The 12,984-nt window shown below is 52.2% G+C and carries 11 protein-coding genes; 5 read left to right on the top strand and 6 right to left on the bottom strand.

Features of this window, described 5'->3' with window-relative positions:
* Positions 1 to 15 precede the first annotated feature (15 nt).
* The 6 genes from MUG09_RS01075 to MUG09_RS01050 all read right to left on the bottom strand — a co-directional run bounded on the left by MUG09_RS01075 (position 16) and on the right by MUG09_RS01050 (position 6,719).
* On the bottom strand, positions 16 to 498 hold the full coding sequence (locus MUG09_RS01075) for a hypothetical protein (protein ID WP_244772735.1): 483 nt from the start codon (positions 496 to 498) through the stop codon (positions 16 to 18).
* The gene (locus MUG09_RS01070; RefSeq protein ID WP_244772734.1) at positions 495 to 1,649 is read right to left on the bottom strand and encodes an ATP-binding protein; all 1,155 of its coding nucleotides are present in this window, start codon (positions 1,647 to 1,649) and stop codon (positions 495 to 497) included. Before MUG09_RS01070 ends, MUG09_RS01075 begins: the two co-directional genes overlap by 4 nt.
* 202 nt (positions 1,650 to 1,851) lie before the next feature.
* Positions 1,852 to 2,361, bottom strand: coding sequence for a type IV toxin-antitoxin system AbiEi family antitoxin domain-containing protein (locus tag MUG09_RS01065; protein ID WP_244772733.1), 510 nt, complete (start codon positions 2,359 to 2,361; stop codon positions 1,852 to 1,854).
* A gap of 102 nt (positions 2,362 to 2,463) precedes the next feature.
* A complete protein-coding gene (locus MUG09_RS01060) occupies positions 2,464 to 4,473 on the bottom strand; it encodes a hypothetical protein (protein WP_244772732.1) in 2,010 nt (669 codons plus the stop codon).
* A 19-nt stretch (positions 4,474 to 4,492) separates the two neighbouring features.
* The gene (locus tag MUG09_RS01055; protein WP_244772731.1) at positions 4,493 to 5,782 is read right to left on the bottom strand and encodes a Gfo/Idh/MocA family protein; all 1,290 of its coding nucleotides are present in this window, start codon (positions 5,780 to 5,782) and stop codon (positions 4,493 to 4,495) included.
* 100 nt (positions 5,783 to 5,882) lie between these two features.
* Positions 5,883 to 6,719 carry an AraC family transcriptional regulator gene (locus tag MUG09_RS01050; RefSeq protein ID WP_244772730.1) on the bottom strand — a complete coding sequence of 279 codons (837 nt, stop codon included), beginning with the start codon at positions 6,717 to 6,719 and terminating at the stop codon, positions 5,883 to 5,885.
* A 175-nt stretch (positions 6,720 to 6,894) separates the two neighbouring features.
* On the opposite strand from MUG09_RS01050, the gene MUG09_RS01045 reads away from it, so the two are divergent.
* The 5 genes from MUG09_RS01045 (at position 6,895) to MUG09_RS01025 (ending at position 12,371) form a co-directional block, all read left to right on the top strand.
* Positions 6,895 to 7,497 (top strand): ABC transporter substrate-binding protein, encoded by a 603-nt coding sequence (locus tag MUG09_RS01045; RefSeq protein ID WP_244772729.1) that lies wholly within the window; start codon positions 6,895 to 6,897, stop codon positions 7,495 to 7,497.
* 96 nt (positions 7,498 to 7,593) lie between these two features.
* A complete protein-coding gene (locus tag MUG09_RS01040) occupies positions 7,594 to 8,373 on the top strand; it encodes a type 2 periplasmic-binding domain-containing protein (RefSeq protein WP_244772728.1) in 780 nt (259 codons plus the stop codon).
* An 83-nt stretch (positions 8,374 to 8,456) separates the two neighbouring features.
* Positions 8,457 to 10,553 carry a glycoside hydrolase family 3 C-terminal domain-containing protein gene (locus MUG09_RS01035; protein ID WP_244772727.1) on the top strand — a complete coding sequence of 699 codons (2,097 nt, stop codon included), beginning with the start codon at positions 8,457 to 8,459 and terminating at the stop codon, positions 10,551 to 10,553.
* 11 nt (positions 10,554 to 10,564) lie between these two features.
* Positions 10,565 to 11,488 (top strand): ABC transporter permease, encoded by a 924-nt coding sequence (locus tag MUG09_RS01030; protein WP_244772726.1) that lies wholly within the window; start codon positions 10,565 to 10,567, stop codon positions 11,486 to 11,488.
* Between the two features lie 10 nt (positions 11,489 to 11,498).
* A complete protein-coding gene (locus MUG09_RS01025; RefSeq protein ID WP_244772725.1) occupies positions 11,499 to 12,371 on the top strand; it encodes a carbohydrate ABC transporter permease in 873 nt (290 codons plus the stop codon).
* The last annotated feature ends 613 nt before the right edge of the window (positions 12,372 to 12,984 follow it).

The following is a 12,984-nucleotide window of genomic DNA, read 5'->3' as shown; positions in this document are numbered from 1 at the left end:
AACTCAAACTTCAAGCTACCTCTGATAAAAATTGTGTTCCAAATCGAGAAAGACAATATAAAAGGTATTATCATCCAACCGAGAATCCTGCCTGCAATAGCTCTTTGGTATTGTGAAACCAATAAGCCGTTTCTTTCCATCTAAACGGAATCTTGCCCAGTCAACATCCGACGGGACATGTGGAGGGTGACTGAACCCTGATTTTCGAGGAAAAGCTCCATAGATTTCAAGCATATGCTGTCTATGAGAACCAGAACCGACACATTGCTGTTGCCAATACTGTAATGGCTTCGCAGAAAATGCTTTAAGCTTCGTAAACAATTCTCGAAGGTTTTGCTCATCCCACACAGCAATATCTGTAGCACATTCTTGATTATTGTCAAAATATGAAAAATTGAACTTACATCGCAAGGCAATATCTGAATCAGCATCTCCAAGAGTGAGTTGAGGGAAGTTTCGAAGAAACTTGTCTTTTCTACTGTTCTCTCCTTTCTTCATAGATTTGGAGTCCCCCCGAGTTTCCCAGTCTTGTAAATAGTTTCCAATGAACGATCATTTCTCACAATGTTTCCTGGAAGCTCATCAATGCGATACAGAAAGCTCTCATTTTCTTCTTTATTGACCAAAACAATTCTGTATTTACCCAGCGTATCCATTACTCCTGTATTATGAGTGCAGAAAACCAGCTGAGCATTATTGGTATTGTTTTCAGGATCAAGAAAAAGGTTCACAAGTTTCCCAAGAATATCCGGATGGAGGTTATTGTCGAATTCATCAATGAGGAGCACCCCACCGCAATCTAGAACCTGCTTATAAATTGAAAGTTGAGAGAAAAGTGAGCGTGTTCCATTTGATTCTAAATAGTATGGTACAGTGACATCACCCTGCTTGGTAGTATGGTTAAAAAATGGGAAGAAATAATCATCGTCTGTTGGACCTTTCAACTTTTCGATTGATACTCCATTAATTCCTGTATCAAATAAAGCTAGTTTTTCTCGAACGAAATCCAGCGTCTCTGAGGATTCGTAGTACGTCTTTGAGATGGAAAAAACATTGGCTGTTTGTTCATTGTATTTAACTTCACCGGCAAAAGGATCAATATTGGAAACAATATGAGAAAAAAATGCATATACCTCTTCTAACCCTCTGATTTCATACTGATGGGCAGCACTAAGCACGGATACATTTTTTCTAAGTTTCATCGTCTTCAATTCTTGGAGCTCTTTGATACAGTACTCAAGTTCCTGCCTCTTTCGAGAAAACACCTTGATTTTCCTCGATGCTTTTCTCTCCAGCGTTTCGCTGAGTACTTCTGCATTCGTGAGCTCAACTTCATAATAGTATCGTACATCACCAATGCTGAACTCCATAAAAAAGGAAGATGCTTCAGTACTAAATCCAAATGAGGTGACCGATAGACGTTCTTCGGGTTTATTGGAGAATGAATTGCAACAAAAATCCGAAACGAAGGTGAGAGCTCTAATAACATTCGTTTTTCCAGAAGCATTCGGCCCTATGATACACAATACATTTGAGACACCCTTCCCTGCCGAAATAGCAGGTGGACAACCAGGACTCAGCTCCAATGACACTTCAAATCCTTCTTTGAAGCTCAGATAGTTTCTTGCACCAAATGAAATCAACATCATAGATTCTCCTCTGCAGTATAGAGAATATGTCAAGAAACCATAAAACGCAAGTCTTAACGTAATTTATTGTCATTTTTGTCTAAAAACCTAAATAAGACATATGTTTTCAAGGCTCGAACAACTTCACAATGGAAGACATTTCCATACCTATCCGGAAAAACAGCTCTCCTTAGGAGAATGAGGATCCTACTACAAATCACTTCTATTGAGCATTTCTCCATCGAAGCAGTGTATTCAGCGTTGTACTGTGGTACAGTGGCACCAAGGATTGGATGAGGGGCCAATCCAATTGCATGATGGCTTCTTCTTCCAATCGAAGATCATCGAACAACAGCTCTTGTAGATCTTTCCTGCTTGTAACCGACCGTATCTTATAGAGTGTATCCAGCAATGCCTTCTCCTTGGTAGCCAGACGAAAACCATGGCCTTGTTCCATTGCCGGCTGTACAGCCCAAGGAAACACTGCTTCGGGTATATATAAGAAACTGTAGCGGCCCAGTGGTGTATCGAAGTGCTTCTCCTTCTTCAGTTGAAACCCTGCGCTTTTTACTTCAAACACACGCTCGGGTATCATCTGATGATATGCCAGTGCCGTCTCGAATGAGATATAGCAGGGGCTGTGAATCATGGAAGCTGCCGCAAGCTTTGGGTCCGACAACGAGTCGGCATACACAGTACGAACTATCTGAATGATCTCACCTTTCTTGATCATCTGTGTAAGTTTGGATTTTGGTGAGGCGTATGAACGCAGCTCGTACATAACATAGTCGCGTGTCATAAGCAATGTTATCTGATTTGGTTCATAACAAGAGCCTCAGCTTTCAATCCACCTTGGGAAACAGAACTCTCCGCGGTAGTTGGAAGCATTGTAGTGCGGGTATTTGATCGGAAGGTAGGTCTTCCCGCTCTCGGGTTTTGCCCGGTCCTGGGTGTAGACCCACAGGCTCTTCAGGTCCCAGACCACAATCTCATCACGCTCATCGCCGGTGATGTCCAACACCTCACAGCAAAGCTCGGGATGGCCGTCGTCGGGGAATGGGACTACCGTATCCCCTTCTCCATCCATCAAGCCGCCATGCTCCGTACTGGCACTGAGCAGCACCAGGTCCTGCCCTGACCCATCCCAGTTCACCGGTGCGATGACAGCCCCATTGCACCGCAGTTCCCTGGACCAGAGCTCCTCGCCCTTGCAGTTGTGCATATAGAGGATGCCTTGGCTGCCCCAGTAGGTGGTGGTAAGAATCTCAAGACCTTTGTTGTCAGGCAGGTAGTTGCCTACGCTGATCCTCTGCCCATGTCCGTTGATTGTGCGCTTGAGGATGGTCCCGTCCGGCTTGAGGAGCATGAAGCCCTCCCAGCCGGAGACAATGGCGATGAGCTCTCCATGGTCGGGATCGATCGGGCCGATGACAATCTCATCGGTATGGTCGATGGCGATCGGCAGCTCCCACTGAAGATTTCCTTCACAGTCGATCATATTGTAGCAGCTGAAGATCTCATCCTTGCCGTCGCCGTTGAAGTCGTAGGCGTAAGGGAAGTGACCGGTATTGTTGTGGGTGAACTTCCAGACCAGATTGAACCGGTCGTCGTAGATCCAAAGCCGTGCATACCGATCCTTGATCAACAGGTCTGTCGGCCGGCTCTTGCCCGTCACATTCACAATCCTGATCGCATCTATATTCAGATGCTCGAAAGCATGATGACCGAACTCAACGCCGCACAGGTCATCAGCAGGCTCCTCGTTGGGCGGAGTGTCCATCTGTTTCTTCACCTCCCCGGTCCTGCCATCGAGGATGAAGAGCTTGAAATCCCACGAGGCGATGACTTCGTCAACACCGTCGTTGTCGATGTCATAGACCTGGAAGGGAAGGTCGGTGGTAAGCTGAGCCACATCATCGTCCTGTCTCGGTTCACCGAGCTGCCACAAGATCGTACCAGTAGCCAGACTCACCGCCGTCAGGCAGCTGATGACCGGATAACGGTCTTTGTAGACCCTCCTCTGGTGTTGGGCCATGACAAAGAAGAGCTCATCGGTTCCGGTGAGGTGACCGAAGCGAATCTGCCGACCGGCGCCATAGTTTTTGAGGTCGATTTTCCTATCGGCCTTCAGCTGAGGATACAGCGTTCGCTTCTCATGGATACGCTTCTGTTCGTTTGCTTTCTGTTCGGTTAGTCTGTCCTGTTCAGCCTGGGTGGCTTTCACCTCAAGGGTTGCATATTGGGTGGGCATGCAGCCGCACAGGGCGATGGCCCCATGGGAATAGCGGTCGTCCTCAACACTCATCACTTCCCGGCCGTTCAAGCAGACGGTTATCACAGTACCTGTTGTGGTTACCACAAGATTCTGAAACTCCTGGGTCGACCAATCAATCGCCGCCGTCTTGAGGATGGTGCGCTCGGTGAGGTCGACCTTCTGCACCTCAAGACCTTCCTTGGTGAAAAATACGCCGTAATGCCTCAGGCTCGTCTGATAGCGCACCAACACCCCGCTGAAAAGATCCTTTGAGAGCGGACGCAGATGCACGGTCAGTTGGCAGTCCCGCCATCGTGTGTCACCTGAAACCAGCGTGGGAAGCGTTCCCTTCTCAACCGGCTCCTGAATGCGCGAAAGCTCCATCATATGAGTCCCGTCCATCAGGGGGTTGGTCACCACCCAGGACGGGCCTTTGTAGTTGTAGTTGGCGATCGGGTCGTGCCACTGCCCCTTGTAGCCGGTTTCGGGATAGTAGTGGTACTCGCCCATCGCCGAATGTTCACTGTCGAAGGGAAAGGGTCCGAGGGGAAAGGAGGAGAAGTCTTCTGAGAATAACAGGACGTCGTACACGAATAAGCTCCTTATACCCTTACCAATGCAGGAGGGTGTCAACATCTACGGGAAGGCCGCTGGCAATGCTCTTGTTGGCGGCGATACCGGTGAGGATCGAACGCAGACCGTCGGTATGATCGGCACTTCTATGCAGAGGATCGAAGGGAGGGTTCTCAAGGAAGATGTCGTCAAGCATGGTCGGGTCTCCCCCGCCATGGCCGCCTTCCTTGATCTGGACCTCCACCTCATAGGGGGTGTCGAGCAGGGGGCAGACCCGTACCTTGTGAAAGACCGTCGCCCCCTCATCGCACTGCTTGCCGCCGGCGTTGATATACGGCCGTTCGAGGGCGGTATACTCGATACGGCCCTTGCTGCCGTTTATGGCCACGTTGAACCCTTCCCAAGGAAGGTAGGAGTTCAGCGAGTAGGAGAGCATGGCCCCGCTCTTGTACTTGACCAGGACGGCCATGGTGTCTTCGATGCTGATATCGTCGGAAAAGACGGAGCGGTCGCGGATGTAGCCGCTCTCAGCCTCGGCATCGAGGTAGAGCCCCTTGAGAGTGGGATTGTTCTCCATATCAATGGCAAACGGGTCGCCCTTGGCGGCCTCGCTGCCATGGCAACGTGCATAGAAACTCTCAACACCCCGCTTCTGGGCGGCAGCCTGACCATAGAAGTTCAAGGCGCCGAAAGCGAAGACGGTCTTGGGCTGGGTGCCCAGCCAGAAGTTGACCAGGTCGAAGTGGTGGGTGGACTTGTGGACCAGAAGCCCTCCGCTGTTGACCTTGTTTCGGTGCCAGCGGCGGTAGTAGTCGGCCCCATGCTCGGTGTTGAGCAGCCATTCGAAGTGAACGGAGTACACCTCTCCGATTACTCCGCTTGCGATAAGCTCGCGGACCTTGGAGTGGTGGGGGGCGTAGCGGTAGTTGAAGGTGACGCGGATGGATTTGCCGTATCGCTTCTGGGCATCGAGAATCGCCTGTCCCTTCTCGTTGTCGGTGGTGATGGGCTTCTCGCATATGACGTCGCAGCCCTTCTCCATCGCACGGATGATGTACTGATCGTGGGTGCGGTCTACGGTGGTGACGATGATTACATCGGGCTTCTGCTCGTCGATCATGCGGTCGAACTCGGTATGCTTATAGGTGGGAACCGGACTGTGGTTGCATTTCTCAACCAGGATCTTATTGGAAAAGTCCATCCGCACCTGACTCATATCACAAAAGGCCACCAAGGCACTGCTGTCCTGGTACCGTGTGGCGATTGCTTCGTAGAACATACGGGCCCGACCTCCGGTCCCGACTTGGGCATATCGCTTTTTTTCCATGCCGCTCCTCCCGTTCATACTCTGTTTGCCCAAAAGTATACGTCCTCAAAGAGCGTTTGTCGTTGGCAGAATGCCGGCAGAAGTTATCCTTTTTCGTAGATTAGTAGTCGGTACGAGTAGTGCGCCTCACCTTCTCGATATACTCCGATGGGGCGATGCCGCCGTGCTGTTTGAAGAAGCGCGAGAAGTACTGAAGGTTCTCAAAACCAAGGTTCCACCCGATCTCGCTGAGCGACAGCTCGGTGTTCTGGATGAGAGAGAGCGAGCGCTCGAACTTGACCAGGTTGATGTACTTGATCGCCGACAATCCTGTCTGCTTCTTGATCACCCGGTACAGGTAGTCCTGGTTGTATCCACACTCATCAGCCATCTGGGAGAGGCTGAAGGATGTGCCGATATGGCTGTTGATATAGGCATCGACACTGTCCAGTACTTCGCTCTTGGTTGCCAACGAGGATCGGCGCAGCTGGTGAATCGGATTCGATTCATACAGGGGCAGCGAGTGTTCAAGGCACAGGCGGTTCATGGAGAGCAGGCACTCCATCAAGAGGGCCGAGGACATCGAACGGTAGTGCAAGGCTTTACGCTGTCCCTCCAGGACAATGCGGGACAGCAGTGTATAGATCTGGTTCTCACGATCGGCGAACTTGGTGTCGATGCCACCCAGTACCTCCTGTACACTCTCATCGGCTGAGGTGAACTTCACCTCCAGCATTTTCACCCCTTCCTTGCTGGTTGCACTGAAGGCGTGGTAGCGGCCCTTGCGGCAGAAGACAATGTCCCCGCTCTCCAGGTCATAGGGTTGGCCGTCGAAATAGTTGCGTGCCTTGCCGGCATAGACGAGCTGGATCTGATAGTCGTCCTGGTGGTGGTGCTCGCTCTTGCCTTCCCCTTCCTTGTAATAAAACCTTCCTGACGAGGTAATGCGTACGTACATGGCCCATACTCCTTGCTTTGCTGCAGACATCCTATAAAAGATGGCCGGACAAGAACAATACCGTATCTACGAAAAAGTATAACTATTTCTCCCTTTCTGCTAACGACTGGAGAAAAAAGGGCCCCTATACTACCTACAACTGCTCAATGTGAGTAAACTAGAGAGGAGGAATCCTATGTTGAACACCAAGCGCTTACTGCTTACCTTTGCAACCCTGCTGCTCTGTCTGACCGCCGTTGTGGCCGCAGGACAGAAAGATGCAAGTGTTGCCCAGACCCCGACCCTTACACTCGCCACCGCCGACAACACCTACGGTCTGAGTACCGACCCGGAACTTCAGGGTGCCATTACCGCCCTGATCGAATCGAAGACGGGGACCAAGATCAACCCCATCATCCCCCCGCTTGCCTCCTACACCGACAAGCTTGCCACGCTGGTAAACAGCGGGGACATCCCCGACTTGTTCGTCGTAGCCCAGGCAATGACCAAGATTCCGACCATGGTCGCCCGTGAGCAGATTCTTGACTTGACCGATTACATCAAGAACAGTCCCGCCCTATCCAAGCTCGACCCCAACCTGTTCAAGGACCTGCAGATCGACGGCAAGACCTATTTTGTTCCCTACAACTACCCCAAGAGCAAGGCCATCTTCATCCGCAAGGACCTGATGGAGCAGTATGGCGTCAAGCTTTCCAGCACCCCGACCACCGAAGAGTTCCGCACCGAGATGGCGAAGTTCGTCGGCAAGGGAATCATTCCCTTCAACTTCCCCAAGTGAGTCGACAACTTCCAGTTCTTCTACAACTCCTTTGGAGCGTGGGGTGGGGTCTATCTTCAGGACGGCGTCTTTGTCGACGGGTTCCAGACTCCTGAGATGAAGAATGCTCTTGCCTACCTGCGCCAGCTGTATGTGGACGGCGTCTTGAACCAGGAGTTCATCACCACCGAGAACAGCGGCATGCGTGAGAAGACCTATACCGGCCAGGCCGCTTCCTCCATAGACTATGTCACCAACTACATCAACTACGTGCAGAACACCACGGCCGCGAACAAGTACACCGAGATGCACCTGGTCTATAAGATTGTTGGACCCGAGGGATTCGGAGGAAGCCTCAACGAGGCGACCCAGACCGCATTCGTCGTCTCATCCAAGACCAAGAATCCCGATGCTGCTGTGAAGGTCCTCGAGACCATCGTCACCGATCCAGAGGTCTACCCGGCATTCTTCGGGATCGGGCTTGAAGGCAAGCACTACACCCTCGATGCGAACAAGGCCATTGTCCCCAGCGCCAAGGCAGCGAACAGCGGGTACAAGTACACGCTCAACTACCTCAGCGACTCGTTCATCGACATCGATATCAACAACCTCGCTTTCGCGCTCACCCCGGCTCTCAAGCAGGGTCTGCCCAAGCAGATAGAGCACATCAAGGCAATGTCGGCCAACCTCGGTCCGAACCATGCCGCCGATGTCCCTGTCGGAGTATCGGTTGCCTACGACCGCGTCGCTCCTTCGATCAAGAGCACCCGTGAGTCGATCGCTACGAAGATCATCGTCGGAACCGTCTCCCTGGAGCAGGGCCTGGCCGAGTACGAGAACTTCTGGAAATCGATCAACGGACCGAAGATCCTCGAGGAACTGAACGCAGCCCGCTAAGAGAAGAAGCGAACAACGACTGGTTATCGGTTTCCGGGGTCCCCTGGAAACCGATTCTTTAGATTGACCATGAAGAGGATGCAATGAACGCACGACAGAGAGCGCAAGAGCTGGTAGAACGCATGAACCTGCCTCAGATGATGAGTCAGCTCCGCCACGACGCCCCTGCCATCGAGAGCCTGGGCATCCCTGCCTACAACTGGTGGAACGAGGGATTGCATGGAGCCGCACGCAGCGGAACCGCCACCGTGTTCCCCCAGGCCATCGGTTTGGCTTCCCTCTTCGATCCCGAGTTCATCTCATCGATCGCTTCTGTAGTCTCAACCGAGCAGCGGGCCAAATACAATCTCTACAAAGCCGAGGGAGACCGGGACATCTACAAGGGCCTTACCGTCTGGTCGCCGAATGTGAACATCTTCCGCGACCCCCGCTGGGGACGCGGCCAAGAGACCTTTGGAGAGGACCCGTATTTGACTGAACGTCTTGCGGTAGCCTTCATCAAGGGACTGCAGGGTGAAGAGTCGGTGCTCAAGACGGCCTCCTGCGTCAAGCACTTTGCCGCCCATAGCGGCCCTGAGCCTCTTAGGCACGGCTTTAATGCTGTAGTAAGCAAGAAAGACTTGGAGGAGACCTACCTGCCCGCTTTCGAGGCGGCTGTGAAGGAAGCAATGGTCGATGCTGTGATGGGCGCATACAGTGCCCTCAACGGCGAACCGTGTTGCGCCAGCTCCTTTTTGATGGAGCACAAGCTCAGAGGCGAGTGGGGCTTTGAAGGCATGTACATCTCCGACTGCTGGGCTATTCGCGATTTCCACCTCAACCACAAGGTCACCAAGGGCGAGGAGGAGTCGGCGGCCCTGGCTTTGAAGCGGGGGTGCGACCTTGCCTGCGGCTGCGAGTACCAGAGCCTGGACAAGGCCTTTCAGAAAGGCCTGATAAGCCGAGAAGAGATCAAGCAGGCCGCAGTTCGGGTGATGACCACCCGCTTCAAGCTGGGCCAGTTCGACCGGGCTACCGTGTACGACAATCTGGGCCTTGAGAGCCTGGACAGCGAAGAACATGCCCTTCTCTCCTATGAGGCTTCCTGCCGCTCGTTGGTTCTGCTGAAGAACGATGGCCTGCTTCCCTTGAGGAAGAAGGATGTCGGCTCCATTGCGGTCATCGGACCGAATGCCGACAGCACCCAGGCCCTCTGGGGCAACTACCATGGCACCTCAAGCAGGTATGTCACGATTCTTGAAGGTCTGCGGGAGTATACCCAAGAGTATGCAAGAATCTTGTACAGCGAAGGCTCGGGTCTGACAAAGAACAAGGTGGAACGACTTGCCAAGGAGGACGACAGGCTCTCCGAGGCTGTGTTCATGGCCAAGGCCAGTGATGTGGTGGTACTCTGTCTGGGACTGAACGAGACGGTCGAAGGTGAGATGCACGACGACGGCAACGGCGGCTGGGCGGGAGACAAGGATGACTTGCGACTTCCATTGTGCCAAAGAAAGCTGCTCAAGGCAGTAGCCCGGACGGGCAAGCCGATCATCGTGGTCCTGTTGTCCGGAGGCAGCCTCGACCCCGAAATCGAGCAGTATTCCAATGTGAGGGCCCTCATCCAGGGCTGGTATCCAGGCCAGGAGGGAGGAAGGGCGATCGCACACCTCTTGTTCGGCGCCTTCAGTCCGTCGGGAAAGCTTCCGGTCACGTTCTACAAGGCCGAGGCGGTGCTGCCCGCCTTCACCGACTATTCGCTGAATCGTCGAACCTACCGTTACTGTGACCATTGCGATGTGCTCTACCCCTTCGGTTTCGGCCTGTCCTATGCATCCTTCTCTTTTGACGGGTTGCAGGCAAAAGAGACCGATGAGGGTGATGTAGAGGTTGCGGTTTCGGTTCGCAATACCTCCTCTATTGCATCGAGAACGGTGGTGCAGCTCTACTTGAAGATGGAAGGACCCGATCTTCCACCTCATCCTGTGCTTTGCGGCATGAGCAGTGTGCTGCTTCAAGGGGACGAGGAAAAACTGGTACACTTACGCATTGAAAAGCGGCGCTTCACTGCCGTTGACACAGAGGGAATCCGCCATACAGTGAGCGGTCCCTATACCCTGTATGCAGGCTCGAGCCAGCCGGATGAGAAAAGCTTGATGCTTGGCGCGGACAAACCCGCAGTATTACGTTGTATTCGATAAGGAGTCATGCGATGGCAGACAAACCATTAGTTATTCGTACAAAACCACCGCTCTTGACTCGGCTGAAGAGCCAGAAGTTCCTGCTTCTGATGCTCCTGCCGGGCGTGGTTTGGTACCTCTTGTTCAAATACCTTCCCCTCTTGGGGTTGAGCCTGGGATTCACCGACTATGGATTCCGCTCGAAGGTTTCGTTTGTAGGACTGGAGAATTTCCAGCGCCTGCTCTCCTCGACGATTTTCTGGAATGCGTTCCGTAATACGTTGGTTATCAGCCTGGCGAACATTGTCTTCTACTTCCCCGCCCCGCTCATCGTCGCCCTGATGATCAATGAGCTGAAGAGCGTGAAGTCCAAGCGGTTCATTCAGTTTCTCATCTACATTCCCTACTTCTTCAGCTGGGTTGTGGTGGGCAGTATTTTCGTTAACTTGCTCTCCCCTTCCACCGGCTTGGTGAACAACATCATCACCAAATTCGGTGGCGAGCCGGTCTATTTCATGGCGAGTGCGAAATTCTTCCGTCCTGTTCTGGTCAGCTCCTACATCTGGCGTCAGATGGGCTACGGGGCGGTCATCTATGTGGCGAGCCTGACGACGGTCCAGCCCGAGCTCTACGAGGCTGCGACCATCGACGGGGCCGGCCACTGGGGACGGCTGTGGCATGTGACGATTCCGGGCATCCGTTCCACGATTGTGACCATGCTGCTTCTCAACCTCAGCCATGTGCTGCTGATATTCGAGCAGGTGCTGGTCATGTATAACGCCGCCGTCTACGACGTGGCCGATGTACTGCAGACCTATGTATTCCGCGAAGGGGTGCTTGCAGGTGATTTGGGATATTCGATCGCAGTGGGTATGTTCACGTCCATTGTCAGCTTGACGTTGGTGCTCTCCACCAACAAGCTCAGCGCCCGGTTCCTGGACGAACCGATTCTGTAGGAGATAGAGCATGAAGCAAACCACACCGACCACAATCCGCGAAAGCGGGAGCCGCAAGCTCTTTCGGGTGATCAACACCCTGCTTTTGGCATTCATCTGCCTGATCTTCATCATTCCCATCTGGAACGTCCTCATCACCTCCGTTGCCAAAGACATTGATGTCATGGGTGCCGACTACCTGCTCATGCCCCGTTCGTTCACGCTGCAGAACTACTGGCGCGTGCTCAACAGCGGCTACATGGGAGCCTTCAAGAACTCGCTGTTCGTAGCCTTCTTGGGCACCGCGCTTTCGATGCTGATCACCGTTCCGATGGGCTTCGCCTTGGCGCAGAAGCATCTGGTGGGCAGGTCAATCATCATGAAGGCGATTGTGTTCACGATGGTCTTCGATGCGGGCATTATGCCCTTCTACATCGTTGTACGGTCGCTTGGGCTCATCAACAGCATGGGGGCGATCATATTCCCGGTTGCCATCTCGACGTTCAATTTGGTCATCATCAAGAACTATATGACCAGCATCCCGGTCTCGCTGATTGAGAGCGCCACCCTCGACGGCTGCAACGACGTTACCATCCTGCTGAAAATCGTCCTGCCTCTTTCGGTCTCCATCATTGCCGCTGTTACGTTGTTTTACTTTGTAAGTTACTGGAACAGGTATTTCGAGGTTATCATGTTCATCAACGACAGCCGCAAGTACACCCTGCAGGTGGTCTTGCGCTCATTGATGTTCGAATCCGACGAGTCGCTCGGCGGTGGTCAGTATGTCTACAACAACCTGAAGATGGCAGTCATGGTACTGGGCATGCTTCCGGTTCTGATCATCTACCCGTTCGTGCAGAAACATTTCGTTTCAGGCCTCATGCTCGGAGGCGTCAAAGGTTGATACGGGGTAGGCCCTACTTCTGAGTTCTTCATAACACCCTTTGCAGGTCGGCTTCATAGGAGGCCGGCCTGCTTTATTACTCTCAGTGTTCAAGCAATTGTCTCTCTGTACTGAGACGGACCGACAAGAATCGTTGTCGGTCTAAACAGGCATCGAGCAGACTAGACAAGAGAGCTCAATGAGTAAGTCCGGATAGTTATCGAGAAATATACATCTTAGTGAGGTTTTATCTCATTTATATGGTCATTTTCCTTTGATAAAGCACCTTCTCACCAATTCAGCAATTTCAATCGTTGAGACAAAATATGCAGAATACAAAAACCAGTGCATCACCCTTCCTTCCAAGATGTGCCCATGTACAACAGTTCGCATACTCGTAAAAGAGCTCAAAGGAAAAATTCCCCAATAGAAAAGAAGCAAAGGATTATTTCAAGCGTATCGCAGTGTGAGAGGAACCGGATCGAGGTATGGATTCTAATCCATTCTACTGAATGAAAACGGTCCATTCTACTGAATGAAAACGGTCCATTCTACTGAATGAAAACGGTCCATTCTACTGAATGAAAACGGTCCATTCTACTGAATGAAAACGGTCCATTCTACTGAATGAAAA

Origin of the sequence: Sphaerochaeta associata (assembly GCF_022869165.1) — a bacterium.
Taxonomy (GTDB): domain Bacteria; phylum Spirochaetota; class Spirochaetia; order Sphaerochaetales; family Sphaerochaetaceae; genus Sphaerochaeta; species Sphaerochaeta associata.
Note: the sequence above shows the minus strand (reverse complement) of the source record. Positions and strands in the feature narration are given on the sequence as shown.

Coding starts and splice junctions, on each gene's coding strand:
- MUG09_RS01050 (WP_244772730.1), bottom strand. CDS start 6,719: ATGTACGTACGCATTACCTCGTCAGGAAGGTTTTATTACAAGGAAGGG.
- MUG09_RS01055 (WP_244772731.1), bottom strand. CDS start 5,782: ATGGAAAAAAAGCGATATGCCCAAGTCGGGACCGGAGGTCGGGCCCGT.
- MUG09_RS01075 (WP_244772735.1), bottom strand. CDS start 498: ATGAAGAAAGGAGAGAACAGTAGAAAAGACAAGTTTCTTCGAAACTTC.
- MUG09_RS01025 (WP_244772725.1), top strand. CDS start 11,499: ATGAAGCAAACCACACCGACCACAATCCGCGAAAGCGGGAGCCGCAAG.
- MUG09_RS01035 (WP_244772727.1), top strand. CDS start 8,457: ATGAACGCACGACAGAGAGCGCAAGAGCTGGTAGAACGCATGAACCTG.
- MUG09_RS01045 (WP_244772729.1), top strand. CDS start 6,895: ATGTTGAACACCAAGCGCTTACTGCTTACCTTTGCAACCCTGCTGCTC.
- MUG09_RS01070 (WP_244772734.1), bottom strand. CDS start 1,649: ATGATGTTGATTTCATTTGGTGCAAGAAACTATCTGAGCTTCAAAGAA.
- MUG09_RS01040 (WP_244772728.1), top strand. CDS start 7,594: ATGAAGAATGCTCTTGCCTACCTGCGCCAGCTGTATGTGGACGGCGTC.
- MUG09_RS01030 (WP_244772726.1), top strand. CDS start 10,565: ATGGCAGACAAACCATTAGTTATTCGTACAAAACCACCGCTCTTGACT.
- MUG09_RS01065 (WP_244772733.1), bottom strand. CDS start 2,361: ATGATCAAGAAAGGTGAGATCATTCAGATAGTTCGTACTGTGTATGCC.